This is a genomic window from Allomuricauda sp. MMSF_3307 (assembly GCF_030733585.1).
Lineage (GTDB): Bacteria > Bacteroidota > Bacteroidia > Flavobacteriales > Flavobacteriaceae > Flagellimonas.
Genome location: NZ_JASHIQ010000001.1, coordinates 870,267 through 886,956 on the forward strand (window position 1 = coordinate 870,267; position 16,690 = coordinate 886,956).

Here is a 16,690-nt window from a genome sequence, read left to right on the forward strand (position 1 = left end):
TCTTCAATAGTTACCCATTAGTTCCTTTCCAACCAGTTCTTTTATAGGAACACTATCAATCAGGACGTCCTTTAGTATTGCTTTTCCGTTTTTTACACGGACCAGTGCGTAAGTGGTCTTTGTGGTGTCCCTTTGTGCGGTTTGATAGGTCACTTCCGCAGGTTGGGCCTTGGATTCCTCCATATAAAAACGATCAAAAGGATAGCCAATGGTAACTCGGTTACTGCCATTACGGGTTACGAACAGGATGGAGCCCTCAACGTATGCTTCGGTATGATCAGGTGCCCTATGGGCTATCGATGCTATTTTGGCAAATCCTTTTTGGTCCGTGGTCAGCTCAACGTAAACGGATTGCCCATGCTCCCAGTCCATTTCATTGCCTACGTCGAATGAAGCCGCATCGTAGCTCAGTGTGATGTATTTTCCCCGAAAGGGGTCGTTCGGGTCTACAGGAGCGGTCTTGAACTTGAACTCGGTTCCCTTTTCCAATAGCCGTTCTTGCTGCCAGATCATGTTGGCGGGAATCACTAGTTGCGCCAAAGCCAATATTACAAAAGCTATAATTTGGGTGTTCTTGCCGATCATTTTTCTTTTCGTTTTTGAATCATCCAATAATTGGCGAAGAAGAACCCAGCGCCAACCCCAACGAACAATAGCCCTCTTGCCACAAAACTCAGGTCGGTATCAAAGAACCGACAAATAATTAAGGCTGTAATGATGAGCAAGCCATAATTAAGCAGGCCCAAATGGTTTTTTCGTGACCCTTCCCGAATGGTAAAGACCCCAAGCAGGAATACCAACACATTTACCAAAACCACGGCTATGGTAGATACTGTTCCAATGAAAAAAATCGGAATAAATACCAAAAAAACTACAGAGAAAAGGGATAGGTTTCGGATTCCCTTCTGTTGGATGGTTCGGTATAGCAGTACGGATGCCGCCAAGGTTAGCAGCACAATCAAGGCAAATTCTTGTGAAGCGAAGATTTCCGTAAGCTGCAGTTCCTTTTTGAACAGATGTTCCCAGAATTCATTAAAACTCAGAAACAACAGTAAAATTATGGTGCCCAAACTGCCTAGTATGGTATAGCCGTTTTTGGTATTTTCTTGAGGCATCCACGCCCCCGTTCCCAAAAGAAAAAAGAAGCCAAAAAGGGATATGTACGCTATAAACATGAACTCGTCCAAGGTAGCCGATAAGGTTCCCAAAACCGTAACGAGGGACAGGGGAACCAGCCAGTTATGGAAGCGAACAAAATTGCTTGAGGGATTCTTTCGAAACAGCTGGTAATAGAAGGGAACCATAGCGGCCAACATGGCCCAGTACGGATAGGAATTTGACGTTGGGAATCCCCAATAACTGATTTCACAGGCGTAGTAGGTGATTCCCACTAGGCAAAGCAGGGAGGTCATGGGCGATTGCATCACATAGATCAAGGGCAGGGTCAAAAGCATCCATGTTAACAGGTAACTGCCCAGATCTCCGGGAATATTGTAAATCTGGCTCACCAAAGCAATGCTGGCACCCACTGCAAAAAAGAGGAAAACCGAGCTGCTTTCCCTCCATGCCACATTGCCCCGTTTTTTTAAAAAGGCAAATGCGCATAATGCTTGTCCAATAACTAGCGGTAGGAATGCAAAGACCGTTTTCAGGCTGCGTGAAAGGTCGTCCCAATTATGGGCAATGATGAGTATGATGCCCAAACCCACCAAAATGGCTCCCAAAATGCCAAAAACCACAAAAAGTTTGTTCGCGGGAGATGTTTGTTTGCCTTGATAGTATGAAGCAATATCCGCAGCGGTGTCTTCAGAAATCACTCCGGCCTTCACAAGCTCTGGCAGGTCATTTTGTAGGCTCATGGTCCTGTCCTTTATTGGTTTGGGATAGGTAAGATACATAATAATCAAATATCCTTTGCCGAATATGTATTCATCAAAGTGCAAGGTTCACTTCATTGCCCCATAATGATAGCTTAAGCTTGGCTTGATCTTTGGTCGATAAAATCGCCCCAATTTTGACAACCCAAGATTTTTTTTATAATTTCTACTTGTAATCACTTTTATTCTAAATTTAGCCACGGTACAAATCAATCCCATAAACATGGATAACCTCAAACGCGTAATTGTAGACTATAAAAAACTGACATCGGAAGTGCTCAAGCTTTTGGTGGAAAAATACCCTGACGGTTATGGGGACGACGATGTCATCCACTTCAAAAACCTAAAGGGGGAATACATTGAAGCCGTTGAAGTATCTACGGAGGATACCAAGTATCTGGTGAAGATAAGCTCCAAGCTCGAACGTACGATGGCGGATTTCGACGAGGATGACGATGACAATTTCGATTCAGAACCTTTTGAAAAGATACCAGAAGATGAAGACGAAGAGTTTTCGGATTCCGATGAAGGAGAGGAAGAATAACGCTTTACTTCTTTTTTAAATTTTCGAGCATTTCCTTGGTAGTTTGGTCCAAATTGAACTTGGGCTGCCATCCCCATTGCTCCTTGGCCAATGAATCGTCTATGCTGCTGGGCCAGGAGTCTGCGATATCTTGTCTGAAATCGGGAGCATAACTGATTTTAAAATCGGGAATATGCTTGGTGATGCTCTGTGCCATTTGGGCCGGAGTAAAATTCATGCCAGCCAAATTGTATGAAGACCGCACCTTTATGTTCTCCGAAGGACTTTCCATAAGGCTTATCGTTGCCCTAATGGCATCGTCCATATACATCATCGGAAGCTCGGTATCGCTGGTTAAAAAACATTCATACGAACCTTTTTTAAGGGCTTCGTGGTAGATTTCAACCGCATAGTCGGTAGTCCCTCCGCCCGGCATGGTCTTCCAACTGATCAAACCGGGGTAACGGATGCTTCTTACATCGACCCCATATTTTTTATGGTAATATTCGCACCAACGTTCACCGGACTGTTTGCTGATTCCGTAAACGGTGCTGGGTTCCATGATGGTATTTTGCGGCGTGTATTGTTTTGGGGTGTTGGGCCCAAAAACGGCAATACTTGAGGGCCAGAACACTTTGGAAATCTTTTTCTCCTTGGCCAGATTCAGGACATTGAAAAGGGAGTTCATGTTCAGGTTCCAGGCGCGCATGGGGAATTTTTCCGCCGTTGCGCTCAACATGGCAGCCATTAAATAGACCTCATCAATCTCGTAATGCATCACCACATCTTCAATGGCGGCGTAGTTAGTGGCATCCAATAGTTCAAATGGACCCGACTGCATCAAGGCATCACTGCCCTCACGAATGTCGCTGGCAATTACATTCTCAGCTCCGTACTTGTTTCGTAGTTCAAAGGTCAGTTCGGTTCCTATCTGGCCGCATGCGCCAATAATCAAAACGGGTTTGTGCATTAAAATTGAAGTTAATTTAGTTTGATGGCAAAGATACCCTTTATTAAAATTTGTACATTCGCCTATGCGAAAATTATTAGGCATATTGATTTTGCTGGTCTCGTTAGGGGCATGCAAAAAGTCCGAAAAAGCCGCTCCCGAAGTGGATACTACGGCACTGGAATTCAACTACCAAAAAATGCCGGATAGGGCAACCATAAATCCAGAGGCAAGTGCGATCGTGGAGCAATGGCAAGAGTTCAAGAATTTGAATGCAAGCGTCGATGTGCTCTACAAGGCCACCAACAATGAAGATTTGGCCCTCGCTATCGACGATCTTATCGAAAAGGAGAAAAAATTGGCCGAAGGAACCTATCCCGAGCCTTTCGATTCGTTTCAGTTAAAGAGCCGTCAAATGGTCATGCGTACCTTTTTGTACAAGACCAAGGCCAGTATACTCGACAATCAACCGACCACCGAATCAACCGTTAAAGTGCTGGAAGCCTATAACGCCATGCGCAGACAGTTGAATTTAATCATGAACAGCCAATTGGACAAAAAACTGATTTTAGATGAAGAAGCTTAACTATTTATTTATTGCCCTTTTGATGGGTTCCATCACGATGTTTGCACAACAAAATGAAAAAGAGGCCATCAACAATGTTCTGGACGGTTGGCATAAGGATGCGGCCAACGCTGATTTTGAGTCCTACTTTGGGAGAATGACCGAGGACGGGGTGTTTTTGGGCACGGATGCAATGGAAAATTGGCAAAATGATGAGTTCCGGGCCTTTTCCAAGCCCTATTTTGATAGGGGCAAAGCATGGAGCTTTACCGCTGTGGAGCGCAATATTTATGTAGACGAATCAAGGGAATTTGCTTGGTTCGATGAGCTATTGGACACCCAAATGAAGATTTGTAGGGGGTCCGGCGTGCTCAAAAAAGTAAATGGGCAATGGAAAATTGCCCATTATGTACTTTCAATTGCAGTGCCCAACGAATTCGTGGACGAACTTGTCCAGATCAAGGAAGAAAAGGACAATGCTTTGCTCCAAGATTTAAAAAATAAGCAATAACCTATTTTTCGCCTCCTTCGGCAGCTTGTTTTTTACGGGATTCCAAGGCCTGTTTGCTCAGGCTGGCCAAGTTAAAGTTTGGAGCAATTTTCAGGGCTTCATCAATGGAAACAATGGCTCCATCAATATTTTCTTTATCCATATTAAAATCTGCCAAACCTTTCAAATGATAAAAAGCGGCCTTTAAAGGAACCTCGTAGGGTTGTTGCCGCTCGTAAAAAGCATAGGTCATTTCGTCTGTGGCATTGGCAATACCGTATTCAATATTGGAAATCGCCCCGGGCATATCGCCGGTTTGTATTTTAAGGTCGGCCATTTCATAAGCGATATATGGAGAAGCCTCTCTTTTGTATAGCTCTTCAAAGTGTTCCAAGGCTCTTTTGGGCTGGTTCAGGGCTTTTAATGAAAAAGCCTTGATCTGTACGGCCAAATCGGAATCATCTGCATTCTTTTCCACACCAATAGTGTTCAGGGCCTGCATGTGCTGTCCATTGTTCATATAAACAAAGGCCAAGGTGTCCCTGCGCCCTTGGGAAGGGTCTAAAACATTCAAGTGGGTCAGTGCGCCGATAACACCGACGACATCGCCTTGCAATCGCATTTCTTGGTAGTAGGCCTTGTAGTGTTCCACAAGGGCATTGTTGGTTTGGGAAATACCACTAAAGCCCACAAATAGGAGCAGTAAGAGTACGGTCTTTTTCATTGATCTTCAATTTAGTGCGCCAAAACTAACAAAATAATCCAAACCAAGCTGTTAAGAATTCAATAAGGCTAAGAAACTACCGATGTGGTAAAGCTATGGCCCTTGTTGAGGAAATTTGTGCTCCGAACAAGTTTGCCACTATTGGATGACGGTTCCCTTTGATAGGAAGGTGCGGGAAGCCCCCTTTTTTGTGCTTCCTCAAAATAATAGATTTGTTTTTCGGGATGATGGGGATACACTCCGTTGAAGGTTTCACCCCAGTAAGAATGGTTGAGAATGGTCCATATCATATGGATGCAATCTTCCAAATGAATGAGGTTGATGGGGTGGTGGCCGTTGGTCAGTCCTTCCCTGCCCGATAGCATGGTAACAGGATTGCGGTCGGGTCCGATGAGTCCGCCAAACCGGATGATGGTCACAGTGAATGTCTTGCTGTTTCGGAAAAGGTTTTCACATGCTACCAATTGCCTTCCAGATTCGGTATTTGGCATCAAGGGAGCATCTTCCGTTAGCTCACCGTCGGCATTTCCATACACCGAGGTACTGCTCACGAATAGCACATGGGAGACATCACTCGTTGTAATAGCTTCGAGCAGATGCTCCATTTTACGAACATAGCTTTCGGAGGGGTTGCTTCGCAATCCTGGCGGAACGTTGATGATCAGCGTTTCCAGTCCTTCCAAAAATTGGTTGATGGGACCTTGAATCCCATTTTCTGACAAACTAATTTGAAATGGGGTGATGCCTTCATCTTGCAAATGTTGCATTTTGGAAGCTGAGGTAGTAGTTCCTTTAACGGTATATCCTTCGGCCACCAATCGCTGGGCCAAGGGAAAACCCAGCCAACCACATCCCAATATGCCTATTTTTTTATTCAAATCGAACGGTTTTTATGGTCAAAATGGCGTCGTTCAACACAAAAGGCATAGGGATACTGTTTTTAGGTCGTTCAGGAATACTGAAATCCGGATGAGTCAGCAAATCGTTGGAGGCTTCGTACAGCGTGAGTTCCAACACAGAATCCTTTGGAAACTCCAGTTGTAGTTCTGTAAAATCGTTGTTGGATATATAATGTGTCAACAACCTACTTCTTCGGTTTTCCAAGTAGTAGGATGATAATGGAATGCGGTTCACCTTGGCAGCGCTAATGGCTACCGGATTGGTGAATACCTCCAATCGGTTCACGTTCCGTTTTGGGGTAATGCAAACCTCAATATGTCTTTTATCCCCGATAATGGTGTCCAAAACGGTGTCAATGTATGGGACGGGAATATTCTTCTTGGGCGCATCGGCCACATAATTCAGGCTGGTCCGGTACTTGCTCGAAATGGTCTCTGCGGTAGGATTTCTCTTATCATCTCCTAAAAATTGTCCGTTCCAATCCATCAATACATGGTCGTAGGTGGCCCATAGGGTGGATTGTTTGTCTGCATCGTACACATAGAGCAAACTGCTAGGTTTCGGACGTTCCTCATTAAAGTCGGACTGCACATGACTGGTAATCCCAAGGGCAAAAAACAGAAAAAGGAAAAGGTAAGCCAGTCTACCCTTGCTTTTTAACTGCCCGAAAAAAGGGAGAATCAATACAAAAAGCAGTGTGGTGAGTACCGTTGCCGCAATCATCATCTTGAGTCCAAGTCCAACGGGAAACATTTTGATGAAGGGCGAATAGATCAATACGGCAGGCAGGGCCAAGAAGACCATCAGGAACGGATTGGGTTCCTTTTGGTTGATGGTCACCAACAGTCCGGCCAACAATCCATACAAAGGGATGATGAAAAAGCTGGCACCTTTCAAATAATGCGCCACCAATGCACAAATGACCAGCCATAAAAAACTAGGGGCTATCAAAAGATTGGGTGTGCTGATTCTTCGGAATTTATGATAGGTATAAAAGCAAACGAACAGCGCAAAGGATACAAATACCGCAATATAAGTGTAACCATTATAAGTGAAGCCGTGCAGCATATCCTTAAAGCCTGGGTACCACCAAGTGATTATGGACCAGCAAAAATAACCGGCCAGTCCATTTACCAATAAGGAGATGAGTAGGGGTAGAAAGCCTTTCAAAATCGGCTTGAATTCCAATTGCTTCTTTTTGAAGCCCCAGAACAAGAGCATTGCAAAGGCAAGCACCCCAAAAAAGAACATAGGCCATATCCATTCAAACGGATAGGAAACCAATTTGTAGAAGGGCAGATTGTAATACACTTCGTCATTCAGACTTTTTAGGCTGCCCAAATCGGCATCGCTGAAATAGGTGAGGAGCGGCATTAGATAGCTTCCTTGATGGGCCAGTGTGTTTCTATCTAATCGTTCATAGTTGTCCAATGCGGTGTGATAATCAAAATGGTCATCGATAAAGGCAAAATTGAAGCCTTCAATGTCCGCATCTTCGCGAAACACCGTAAGGTCGGTATCGTTGGGCAACATTTTGTAAATACTGTACACCAAAGAATTGGCCACGGGATACTTCGGATTGGCTTTTTTGAACTCTTTTATCAAGTTTCCGTTGCCCCGGTTGGTTTCGATAAGCATGTAACTGGGTCCGCCACTGCCCCGTGCCTCAAAATTTAGGACTAGCCCAACGTCCTTGACCCAAGGATGATTATTTACAAAGAGGTCAGCACCGTTCAGCCCCAATTCCTCTGCATCGCTGATTAGGATGATAATATCGTTTTTTGGGACTCTATTTTCGCTCAAAAAAGCACGTACTCCCTCCAAAATGGTGGCGACACCACTTCCTGCATCACTTGCACCATAAGAGGAGTGCGGACTACTGTCGTAATGCGATAGTAGAAGAAGTGCTTTGCCCTCTTCGCTACCCTCGATTCGGGCCAAGATATTGCTGGCCTTGCTCAGATTGCCCCAATCGCCTGCTGTGTAGCCCTCTTGGACCAAGGTCTCCAGTCCCATTTTCTTCAGCTCCGAAATAATGTACTTTTTTGCGTCTTCATGACCGGGAAAGCCGACGGCATGGGGCACTTTGGATAATTGTTCCACGTGGCCAAGCGCCCTGTCAACGGAAAAGTTGGTGGCTGCATCATCCTTATCCGGTTTGTAGGAGGGCATCAGGGAAACAAAACTCCAATAAACGGCAAGGAAAAGCAGCAAAAGGGCAAGGGTTCGGGAAAATTTCATGGCTTAGGATTGTTCATCATTAAATGTATGAAATTCTAAAAGGTTCTCATATTTAGATGACCAAAATTAGGATATTCGTTAAAAAAGGCTATATTTAATATTCAACTTTAAAATCTAACCCTATGGCAATCAAGAGTTTTCAAGGCGTGCGTTCTAAGGAGGAATCCAAGAAAAAGTACAATGCCCCAATTTTGGTGGAGGACTACATGACCAAAAAATTGATCACCTTTTCTCCAGACCAGTCCATATTGGAAGTAATGGAGATTTTTGCCAAGCACCATATCTCTGGTGGGCCTGTGTTGGACAACAATGGTTTTTTGGTGGGGATTGTTTCCGAAGCCGATTGTATGAAGCAGATTTCGGAGAGCCGCTATTTTAACCAACCTATTTTGGATAAGAGCGTAGAGCGTTTTATGACCAAAAATGTAGAGACCATTCCTCACGATATGTCCATTTTTGATGCTGCGGGTGTTTTTGATCGCCACAACCGGCGTCGATTGCCCGTCATGAAAAACGGTATTTTGGTGGGTCAGATCAGCCGAAAGGATATCGTAGTGGCCGCACTCAAATTAAGCGGACAAAGCTGGAAATAACCTATTCCCTTTTTACAATCATATAATAATCGTTGTCGAGCGGCAAATAGCCAAGGTCGTACACGAAATAATACGTGCTGCCCTTTTTGGTGGTATAAAGGTTGGTGATGTACTCAAAATCGAAGCCTTTGTCCAACAGGCGCATCTTGGTGGTCTTGGTTTTGCCATCCTTTAACGGAAAACTGTCCAGTATTCGATAATTTTTACGGAGTTTGTTGTTGATGTTGCGCACCAAATTTTTACTGTCACGGTTGAGCAGGTTGTTGTAGGCATTTCTGCAATGGTCGGAACAGTATTTTTGGTCGATACGGCCCAGTAGCTTTTCTCCACAGACCAAGCATTTTCTTTCGGACATAGGATAAGATTAGGTAACCACAATATCATACTTTTTTAATAAACCGATCAATCCTTCTTTGCTGAACCGCGTTTTCTTGAGTTGATTGATGGAGGGGTCGATGTTAAAGTTAAGGGCGCTGGTAAAATCAGCCCGTTCTAGATTGGTCTGGTCAAAGATGGCATTTTCAAAATCACAATTGGGAAATTTTCCCTCCTTCAGTTGGGTCTCCGTAAAATCGGTTTGATGCATCTTACAATCTTCAAATAGGGTACGTGGCAAGTCCATACCATGAAAAGACGCTACGGACAGATTACAACCTATAAAATGGAGCGATAACAATAGCGGGTTACAAGTTTCAAACTGGACCCCTACCATTTTACAGTCGGTAAAGGTGACTTCGTTAAAAGTGGTATGGGCAATGTTGGCGTTGGTGAGGTCGCAACCCACAAATGTGCAATCAATAAAATTCTGGTTGTCCAAGTACCCCTCGGAGAACAGGCAGTCCACAAAACGGCAATTTTCATAATCGCCCTTGGGCAATTTTTGCTGGGTGTAATCCTGTTTTGTGAACTCCTGATCGTTCCAAAAGGTTTCGGCCATTATTCTTCTGTTAAAATAATGGCGGGAATATCCAATGCTTTGAACATGTCGTTGTATTCTTTCATGCCCGTGCCCACAATGGCGTTCTTTTCATTTTCAAAAGTCTTCCATTCGGCCATATTATCCCGGAAAAGCTCTTTTGCACCTTCGGTGACCTTGGGTTCGGCCACATCGATAAACCCTCTCAAATGCATGAAATCGGCATTGAGTTTACTGCTAAAGTTCACTACATCCTGAAAGGTTTTTTGCTTGGGCTGGATGAGGTTCTCTTCCCAAGTATTGATGCGTTCCAGTAATGCATCTCCTTTCTCCAATAGCTCTTTGGCCTTTTCATTGTCCTTGAGCAATTTCTTATAGGTGTTAAGTTGGCTTTTGGCCGTGCGCATTTGGTTCACGGCCTTGTGCATGTTTACCAAGGTTTCATCGATTCGGGTCAAGTAGGATTGCTGTTCCGCATAATCGGCAGCTGTAGCCTCGATCAAAGGATCTGGTAATATCGCTGCCTTTGTTTCCACGGTCTCGTTGCCCATGGTTAGCCGAAGGGTGTAGGTGCCGGGTGCCACACGGGAACTTCCATATCCATCAAACCCAAACACATTCTTAATGGCAGGGGAGGGTTCGCGGTAAAAATCCCAAGTAAACCGATTGTATCCCTTGGCCGAAGGCAGCACCTTCGGTTTGGAGGGTCCGCCTGCCCAACTTTTGAAATCTTTTGGCGCTTGGTTGGTGAAGGTTCGTATCACCTTTCCACCAGAAAGTACCTCTAGCTTCAGTTCGGTGGAATCCAATTTTTTCGGTAAATAATAATCGAAAGTGACGCCGGATTTTGGATTTTGTCCCAATCCCGGTACAAATTCATCGGAACTGCCATTAAAAATTCGGTAGGATGGTTTCGGAGTTACCATTTGAAGCGAATTCGCCTTGCTCATGCTATGCTGAATTGCGCCCAAATCATCCAAAATCCAGAATGACCTTCCAGCCGTAGCCGCTACCAAATCATTATCCTGAATAATCAAATCGTTGATGGGGACCACGGGCAAATTCAATTGCAAGGGTTGCCAATGTTGCCCATCATCCAAAGAAACATATAGTCCGGTTTCGGTACCGGCATACAACAGTCCTTTTTGCTTTTTATCCTCACGTACTACGCGGGCAAAAGTATGTTCGCCATCAATACCATCGGTGATTTTGGTCCACGTTTGTCCGTAATCCGATGTTTTATAGATATAGGTGTCCAAATCCATGAACTTGTAGCGCATTAAGGTGATGTAGGCCGTAGCTGGATCGTGCGGAGATACCTCAATACTGTTGATGATTCCTTCCTTGGTATTGGGAGGGGTGATATTTTCCCAACTCTGGCCTCCATTTTTGGTGATGTGGACCAATCCATCGTCAGTACCTGCATAAAGCACTCCTTGTTCATGGGGAGACTCCACCAAGTACATGATGGTGTTGTAGTTTTCCCCACCAGCCGCTTCATTGGTGTATGGACCACTTCCCGGTCCTTGTTTCTCAATTTCGTTTCTGGTCAGGTCTGGACTGATCACATCCCAACTGTAACCGCCATCGGTGGTTCGGAACACCACATTTCCGGCATGGTAAATGGTGTTGCGGTCGTGTGGTGAACTAATGATGGGCGCATTCCAATTGTAACGGAACTTAAAGTCCTTTGGAATGTTTCCCAGACCCAATTCTGGGTATTCTTTGATAGGTTTAGCTTCACGGGAGGCTTTCACCCATTTTTCTATGATTCCTTGATAGCATCCGCCAAAAATCACTTCTGGATTGTTTGGGTCAAAGGCCAAATAGGCGCTTTCGCAGCCAGCAACGGCATACCAATCCTTCCAATCAATACCACCATCCCTAGTACGGCTGGCAATGGCTACGGATGTATTGTCCTGCTGCCCTCCGTACACATTGTAGGGGACTAGATTGTCCGTGATGACCCGATAGAATTGTGCCGTGGGCTGATTTTGTTGTGAACTCCAGCTAATTCCTCCGTTGTTGGATACATTGGCGCCACCATCGTTGGAATTGATCATGATCTGATTGTTCTTCGGATGAATCCAGAGGTCATGGTTATCGCCATGGGGCGTTGGAACGGGCGTGAAGGTCTTTCCGCCATCAATGGACTTGGTGACAGGTGCATTCAAAACGTACACGATATTTTCGTCTTGGGTATCGGCAAAGATTTCCATGTAGTACCAAGATCGTGCAATATTGATTCGATCTTTGTTGGTCTGTTTCCATGTTTTTCCAGCATCCACACTTTTATAAACCCCACCTTTTTCGCCTTCGGCCTCGATTACGGCATAGACTACATCGGCATTTGCCCTGGATACGGAAATGCCCGATTTACCGAATTCTTTGGGAAGACCTTTTTTCATTTTGTCCCAAGTGGTTCCTCCATCGGTAGATTTATAAAGCCCTGAATTGGCTCCTCCTGAGGTAATGGTCCATGGCGTTCGTTTGTGTTGCCACATGGCTGCGTACAGAATAAGGGGGTTGCTCATGTTCATGCTCAAGGATGATGCTCCAGTGATCGTGTTCACGTACAGCACTTTTTCCCAAGATTTTCCTCCATTGGTGGAGCGATAGATGCCCCTATCTTCGGAAGGGCCGTATTGAGCACCCTGGGCAGCAACGAAGAGAATATCAGGATTGGTAGGGTGGATGATGACATCTGAGATATGGCGCGTAAAGTCCAGACCTATGTGTTTCCAAGTTTTCCCGGCATCGGTGGATTTGTAAACACCATCGCCCATCGAGGTCATGACGCCTCTGGCCGCATGCTCGCCCATGCCGACGACCACGATATTAGGGTTGCTTTCGGAAACGGCGATATCACCAACGGTCCCCGTTTTCAGGAATCCGTCGGAAACATTTTTCCAGGTAATGCCATCGTCCGTAGTTTTCCAGATGCCACCGCCAGTAGTCCCCATATAATACGTGTGGGGCTGCCCTACAACCCCAGCGGAGGCAACGCTACGCCCGCCACGGAAAGGACCGATGTTTCGCCACTTTAATCCAGGAAAAAGTGAGTCGTTAACGCCAATGGAAGGTTGATCAGATTTTTTGTTTCTGCGTTGTGCATCCACAGGATGGAATGCCATGAGCATGGCACAAACTAAAAGTAAAGATTTTGATTTCACAGGAGTGTTGGTTTAGTTAGTCCGTTAAAGATACTAATTCAACCGTTTCCCGTGAAACCAAATCACTTTACCCTTTCGTATGCAAAAAGGATTTCCTCCGAACTTCCATTTTCTTCAATGAGCACCCAAACATTCATTTGGTCGTCGCTTATTTTTTCCATGGTCAGTCCTTCAAAGAAAACTTTGTTCGGCTCTAGTTTTACCAATCTAAAGTCAATGGTTTCGTCCCGTTCTTCCCAACCCATCAGATTGCCATCAAAATGCTTGAGCTGAAGTATGAGGGAATCGTCCAATTGCTGGATATGGCCCGATTCGTAGAAGGAAACCATGCCATCGTTTACCAATCGGAACACAAACATCATGGAATTGCCCAAAGGGGCACTCCAAATTTCCTCCGCCGTGCCGCCGAAGGCTTCTCCTTGCCAATGACCTGCTATCCAAGCGACATCCGACAAGTTGGCCGGGGGAGATACGTGTCCTTCGGACAATTGTAGCGTTTCTTGGGCAGAAACAAATCCGACAGTAAAGAGAAAAAGTAAGACAGTTGCTTTCATATAGGTTTTGGCTCGAATGATACGACCCTGCCCGTTAATTGGACAAGGCAAATTTGACGTTGACATTGGTTTCTACCCGAATTTTTTCAAAATCAAGGTCCAATGGTTGTGCGCTGCCCATATCCGAAGACACGGCCTTCATTTCCATCATGGGTGCTTGGTTGTACCTTGGATAATATTGCGAATTGTCCACAATATGGATGGCCGCTCCTACTTTTTGACCTAAAGGTTTCGTAAGTGCTTCGGCCTTTTGAATGGCTTTTTTTACGGCCCTTGTTTTGAGCTCCAATTCTAATTCGTCCATTTTGGAATATTCCGTTTTTTCGATGCTGGTGTTGGCAATTTCCAGTTGTTCCAAGGCCATCATCACCTCGCCCAATTGCTTGCCCGAATAGACCAATAGGGAATATTGCTTGCTTTTGAGCACCTCTTTTTGCCGTAAAAAATATTTTTTGAAGTTGCTGCTCGCATCTTTGATCACCAATTGTTTCTCTAGGTCAATTCCCATAGCCTTGAAGCGCTGTGCCATTTGATTTTCCTGCTCTTCCACGGAAACCCTGCCTTTGGTATCCTTTTCTTGGATAAAAATGTTGAGATAGATCTTGTCCGGAGTGACCATGGTGTCCACCTGTGCTTGGGTCTCCAGATAGGGTGTATCCAAAAAGTTTTTCGACTGGGCAAAAATTGCACCGCTGAACAGCACCGTAGCTATAAAAAAGATTGTTTTTTTCATGATGTAGTTTTATTAAAGGTAAATACTTCCCCCATATGTTCAAAACCTGTGCCGTGTTCTATTTTTAAATCGAGCAGCTCAAATTATCTGGCTTAACTCGATTAACTTGAGTACATTGTGGATATGAAATTTATTTTGGCACCCGATAAATATAAAGGATCACTTACAGGACGCGAATTTTGTGAAACCGTTGCCCGTGGCCTAACAAAAGTTTTTCCAAATGCGGAATTGATACATCGGCCTTTGGCCGACGGTGGGGATGGTACCATTGATGTGGTGGCGGATTATTTGAACGCATCAAAAGTTACCGTAACCGTAAAGGACCCGCTTTTTCGAAACATTGACTCGCATTACTTGCTGTCGGAGGATAAACAGACGGCTTTTATTGAAATGTCCGAAGCATCTGGCTATAAGTTGCTTCAAAAGCAGGAAATGAACTGTATGGAAACCACCTCTTATGGCACGGGTGAACTCATTTTGGATGCTCTGGAAAAGGGAGCAAGGAACATTGTGCTGGGGATAGGTGGCAGTGCTACCAACGATGGCGGTATGGGTATGGCCAAGGCACTTGGATACGTATTCTTGGATGTCAACGGAAATGAACTGGAACCCGTCGGGAAAAATTTAGGAAAGGTCAAGGAGATCCAAAAAAATCAAGTGAATTCTAAGTTGTTAGACGCCAAGATTCAAGTGGCTTGCGATGTGAACAATCCTTTTTATGGAGAAAACGGTGCTGCCAAGGTGTACGGAGCGCAAAAAGGAGCATCTGAAGAAGATATCATGGTTTTGAACCAAGGTTTGGAAAGTTTTGCGGAAGTGCTAGAATCCACCTTTGAGGTTGATGTACAACAAATCGCGGGCGCTGGAGCTGCCGGTGGACTTGGCGGAGGAGCTGTGGTTTTTTTGAACGCAGAGCTGGCCTCTGGGGTTGATTTGGTCATGGAACTCGCCCAGTTTGATGCCGTTTTGCAAGGTGCGGATTGGGTAATTACGGGCGAGGGACAGTTGGATGGACAAACGCTTTCCGGAAAAACCATCAACGGTGTGGTTCGCTCAGCCAAAAAATATGATATCCCAGTTGCAGCATTTTGTGGGTCGGTGGATATTTCAATTGAAGCGATGCAGGATATGGGGTTGGATTATGCAGTTTCCATTCTCAATCAAATAGGAAATTTGGAAGATGCCAAAGCCAAAACCATTGAAAACTTGGAACTGGCCAGTTATAATTTTGCCAACTTATGGTGTCTTGGAAAAGGTCAGCCCAAATAACTTTTGCCCATTTTGAATTCCAACGAAGTTTTGACCGTTTTCCATTCACTGTTCAAAATGGAATAGACTACCGTATCCCTCATATTGCCGTGTTCATCCACCCGATGGTTGCGTAAAATGCCATCTTGTTTGGCTCCTAAACGCAAAATGGCGTTTCGGGATGGGTGATTGTGAAAATGGGTACGGAACTCCACGGCAATGCAGTTCAAATTTTCAAAGGCATATTTGAGCAACAGGTATTTGCACTCGGTGTTGATGCCTGTACGCTGCACTTTCTTGGCATACCATGTAGCGCCGATTTCCAATCGTTTGTTTTTTGCATCCACATTCAAATAACGGGTGCTCCCCACAATGGAATTGGTTTTTTTGTTGATGATGGCAAAGGGCAGTGCGTTGCCCTCGGCTTGTTGTGCCAAGGCCGTGTCCAGATAGGAGTCCATGGTCTTGGGAGATGGGACTGTGGTGTACCAAAGTTCCCAAAGCTTGCCGTCGGATGCAGCGAAGACCAGATCCACTTTTTGTGATTTCTGAAGCGGAACGAGCTTTACCGATTCACCTTCCAGTTGTATGGGACGTAGCCAAGGGTCCATAGGTTGAATTTAAGGTCCAAATATAAGTCTTAATCCGGCGATTTGAACAAAGAAAAAGCCAGGGAAAATCCCTGGCTTCTCATCAATCAAAAAACGAAATTATATCAACTATTTCGATTCAAATTCCTCAATGATAAAGAAGTTCTTACTCTTCTTATCTACGAGGTAATTGCTTTCCAATACATCATAGTGCATTGTTTTATCGTCTACATTGATATCAAATCCTTTCTCGGTCTGGACTACGTCAAAATCATTGTTTACGGTACCCTTGTATTTCAGTACCATATAATCGTCGTAGTTCGGGTCGGAATCGCTATCAATGGCTACCAATTTGGTAACAAATGGTGATGATAGTTTTCTGTCTTGATTGACCATTCCTCTATCCTTACTGTTCAATTCCATACCGTACTTCCTTCGTTCCATCACTTTTACGCTGTATTCCTTTTCTACACCGTCTTCAGAAACGGTAAAGGTCTTCATTTGCGTAGTTGCTTTCATGACTCCGGAATTTTGGCTTTGGCCATATCCCGCAAATGCGGTCAAGGTCGCGAATGATAGTATAGTGAATATCTTTTTCATAGTCTTGTTTTTAG

18 protein-coding genes are annotated in these 16,690 nt (G+C 44.7%); 5 read left to right on the forward strand and 13 right to left on the reverse strand.

Annotated elements, in window-relative coordinates:
• Positions 1–3: 3 nt before the first annotated feature.
• Positions 4–585: a GDYXXLXY domain-containing protein gene (locus tag RBB12_RS03895; RefSeq protein WP_306012865.1), complete on the reverse strand. Its 582-nt coding sequence runs from the start codon at positions 583–585 to the stop codon at positions 4–6.
• Positions 582–1,859: a DUF2157 domain-containing protein gene (locus tag RBB12_RS03900; protein ID WP_306012866.1), complete on the reverse strand. Its 1,278-nt coding sequence runs from the start codon at positions 1,857–1,859 to the stop codon at positions 582–584. Before RBB12_RS03900 ends, RBB12_RS03895 begins: the two co-directional genes overlap by 4 nt.
• 241 nt (positions 1,860–2,100) lie before the next feature.
• Between RBB12_RS03900 and RBB12_RS03905 the strand changes: the two genes are divergently transcribed.
• Positions 2,101–2,421, forward strand: a complete 321-nt coding sequence (locus RBB12_RS03905; protein ID WP_306012867.1) for a hypothetical protein — start codon at positions 2,101–2,103, stop codon at positions 2,419–2,421.
• A gap of 4 nt (positions 2,422–2,425) precedes the next feature.
• Here RBB12_RS03905 and RBB12_RS03910 read toward each other — a convergent pair whose 3' ends face one another.
• On the reverse strand, positions 2,426–3,370 hold the full coding sequence (locus tag RBB12_RS03910; protein ID WP_293288394.1) for an NAD-dependent epimerase/dehydratase family protein: 945 nt from the start codon (positions 3,368–3,370) through the stop codon (positions 2,426–2,428).
• Between the two features lie 64 nt (positions 3,371–3,434).
• Here RBB12_RS03910 and RBB12_RS03915 point away from each other — a divergent pair, with 64 nt between their 5' ends.
• Positions 3,435–3,935 (forward strand): hypothetical protein, encoded by a 501-nt coding sequence (locus RBB12_RS03915; RefSeq protein ID WP_306012868.1) that lies wholly within the window; start codon positions 3,435–3,437, stop codon positions 3,933–3,935.
• Positions 3,922–4,425, forward strand: a complete 504-nt coding sequence (locus tag RBB12_RS03920) for a nuclear transport factor 2 family protein (protein ID WP_306012869.1) — start codon at positions 3,922–3,924, stop codon at positions 4,423–4,425. Before RBB12_RS03915 ends, RBB12_RS03920 begins: the two co-directional genes overlap by 14 nt.
• 1 nt (position 4,426) lies before the next feature.
• On the opposite strand, the gene RBB12_RS03925 is transcribed toward RBB12_RS03920, so the two are convergent.
• From RBB12_RS03925 to RBB12_RS03935, 3 genes are all read right to left on the reverse strand, one after another.
• On the reverse strand, positions 4,427–5,128 hold the full coding sequence (locus RBB12_RS03925) for a hypothetical protein (RefSeq protein ID WP_179383486.1): 702 nt from the start codon (positions 5,126–5,128) through the stop codon (positions 4,427–4,429).
• A 68-nt stretch (positions 5,129–5,196) separates the two neighbouring features.
• Positions 5,197–6,006, reverse strand: a complete 810-nt coding sequence (locus RBB12_RS03930) for an SDR family oxidoreductase (protein ID WP_306012870.1) — start codon at positions 6,004–6,006, stop codon at positions 5,197–5,199.
• The gene (locus RBB12_RS03935; protein ID WP_306012871.1) at positions 5,999–8,269 is read right to left on the reverse strand and encodes a M28 family peptidase; all 2,271 of its coding nucleotides are present in this window, start codon (positions 8,267–8,269) and stop codon (positions 5,999–6,001) included. Before RBB12_RS03935 ends, RBB12_RS03930 begins: the two co-directional genes overlap by 8 nt.
• Positions 8,270–8,391: 122 nt before the next feature.
• Here RBB12_RS03935 and RBB12_RS03940 point away from each other — a divergent pair, with 122 nt between their 5' ends.
• On the forward strand, positions 8,392–8,862 hold the full coding sequence (locus tag RBB12_RS03940; protein WP_179383489.1) for a CBS domain-containing protein: 471 nt from the start codon (positions 8,392–8,394) through the stop codon (positions 8,860–8,862).
• A 1-nt stretch (position 8,863) separates the two neighbouring features.
• Here the strand turns inward: RBB12_RS03940 and RBB12_RS03945 are convergent, their stop codons facing one another.
• The 5 genes from RBB12_RS03945 to RBB12_RS03965 all read right to left on the reverse strand — a co-directional run bounded on the left by RBB12_RS03945 (position 8,864) and on the right by RBB12_RS03965 (position 14,238).
• Positions 8,864–9,217: a hypothetical protein gene (locus RBB12_RS03945; protein WP_127140881.1), complete on the reverse strand. Its 354-nt coding sequence runs from the start codon at positions 9,215–9,217 to the stop codon at positions 8,864–8,866.
• A gap of 9 nt (positions 9,218–9,226) precedes the next feature.
• Positions 9,227–9,799: a pentapeptide repeat-containing protein gene (locus RBB12_RS03950; protein ID WP_306012872.1), complete on the reverse strand. Its 573-nt coding sequence runs from the start codon at positions 9,797–9,799 to the stop codon at positions 9,227–9,229.
• Entirely contained in the window at positions 9,799–12,951 is a 3,153-nt protein-coding gene (locus tag RBB12_RS03955; RefSeq protein WP_306012873.1) for a VPS10 domain-containing protein, read from the reverse strand. The genes RBB12_RS03950 and RBB12_RS03955 overlap by 1 nt, the downstream gene beginning before the upstream one ends.
• Positions 12,952–13,013: 62 nt before the next feature.
• Positions 13,014–13,505, reverse strand: coding sequence for a DUF6265 family protein (locus RBB12_RS03960; RefSeq protein WP_306012874.1), 492 nt, complete (start codon positions 13,503–13,505; stop codon positions 13,014–13,016).
• 34 nt (positions 13,506–13,539) lie between these two features.
• Positions 13,540–14,238 carry an SIMPL domain-containing protein gene (locus RBB12_RS03965; protein ID WP_306012875.1) on the reverse strand — a complete coding sequence of 233 codons (699 nt, stop codon included), beginning with the start codon at positions 14,236–14,238 and terminating at the stop codon, positions 13,540–13,542.
• 123 nt (positions 14,239–14,361) lie between these two features.
• On the opposite strand from RBB12_RS03965, the gene RBB12_RS03970 reads away from it, so the two are divergent.
• Positions 14,362–15,507 (forward strand): glycerate kinase, encoded by a 1,146-nt coding sequence (locus RBB12_RS03970; protein WP_306012876.1) that lies wholly within the window; start codon positions 14,362–14,364, stop codon positions 15,505–15,507.
• Here the strand turns inward: RBB12_RS03970 and RBB12_RS03975 are convergent.
• Positions 15,495–16,097 carry a GNAT family N-acetyltransferase gene (locus tag RBB12_RS03975; RefSeq protein ID WP_306012877.1) on the reverse strand — a complete coding sequence of 201 codons (603 nt, stop codon included), beginning with the start codon at positions 16,095–16,097 and terminating at the stop codon, positions 15,495–15,497. The genes RBB12_RS03970 and RBB12_RS03975 overlap by 13 nt on opposite strands.
• A gap of 108 nt (positions 16,098–16,205) precedes the next feature.
• Positions 16,206–16,676 (reverse strand): hypothetical protein, encoded by a 471-nt coding sequence (locus RBB12_RS03980; RefSeq protein ID WP_306012878.1) that lies wholly within the window; start codon positions 16,674–16,676, stop codon positions 16,206–16,208.
• Positions 16,677–16,690 lie beyond the last annotated feature (14 nt).

Excerpts from the sequence above, each read along its gene's own strand:
- RBB12_RS03895 (WP_306012865.1), bottom strand. The coding sequence starts at position 585 with ATGATCGGCAAGAACACCCAAATTATAGCTTTTGTAATATTGGCTTTG.
- RBB12_RS03900 (WP_306012866.1), bottom strand. The coding sequence starts at position 1,859 with ATGAGCCTACAAAATGACCTGCCAGAGCTTGTGAAGGCCGGAGTGATT.
- RBB12_RS03905 (WP_306012867.1), top strand. The coding sequence starts at position 2,101 with ATGGATAACCTCAAACGCGTAATTGTAGACTATAAAAAACTGACATCG.
- RBB12_RS03910 (WP_293288394.1), bottom strand. The coding sequence starts at position 3,370 with ATGCACAAACCCGTTTTGATTATTGGCGCATGCGGCCAGATAGGAACC.
- RBB12_RS03915 (WP_306012868.1), top strand. The coding sequence starts at position 3,435 with ATGCGAAAATTATTAGGCATATTGATTTTGCTGGTCTCGTTAGGGGCA.
- RBB12_RS03920 (WP_306012869.1), top strand. The coding sequence starts at position 3,922 with ATGAAGAAGCTTAACTATTTATTTATTGCCCTTTTGATGGGTTCCATC.
- RBB12_RS03925 (WP_179383486.1), bottom strand. The coding sequence starts at position 5,128 with ATGAAAAAGACCGTACTCTTACTGCTCCTATTTGTGGGCTTTAGTGGT.
- RBB12_RS03935 (WP_306012871.1), bottom strand. The coding sequence starts at position 8,269 with ATGAAATTTTCCCGAACCCTTGCCCTTTTGCTGCTTTTCCTTGCCGTT.
- RBB12_RS03940 (WP_179383489.1), top strand. The coding sequence starts at position 8,392 with ATGGCAATCAAGAGTTTTCAAGGCGTGCGTTCTAAGGAGGAATCCAAG.
- RBB12_RS03945 (WP_127140881.1), bottom strand. The coding sequence starts at position 9,217 with ATGTCCGAAAGAAAATGCTTGGTCTGTGGAGAAAAGCTACTGGGCCGT.
- RBB12_RS03950 (WP_306012872.1), bottom strand. The coding sequence starts at position 9,799 with ATGGCCGAAACCTTTTGGAACGATCAGGAGTTCACAAAACAGGATTAC.
- RBB12_RS03960 (WP_306012874.1), bottom strand. The coding sequence starts at position 13,505 with ATGAAAGCAACTGTCTTACTTTTTCTCTTTACTGTCGGATTTGTTTCT.
- RBB12_RS03965 (WP_306012875.1), bottom strand. The coding sequence starts at position 14,238 with ATGAAAAAAACAATCTTTTTTATAGCTACGGTGCTGTTCAGCGGTGCA.
- RBB12_RS03970 (WP_306012876.1), top strand. The coding sequence starts at position 14,362 with ATGAAATTTATTTTGGCACCCGATAAATATAAAGGATCACTTACAGGA.
- RBB12_RS03975 (WP_306012877.1), bottom strand. The coding sequence starts at position 16,097 with ATGGACCCTTGGCTACGTCCCATACAACTGGAAGGTGAATCGGTAAAG.
- RBB12_RS03980 (WP_306012878.1), bottom strand. The coding sequence starts at position 16,676 with ATGAAAAAGATATTCACTATACTATCATTCGCGACCTTGACCGCATTT.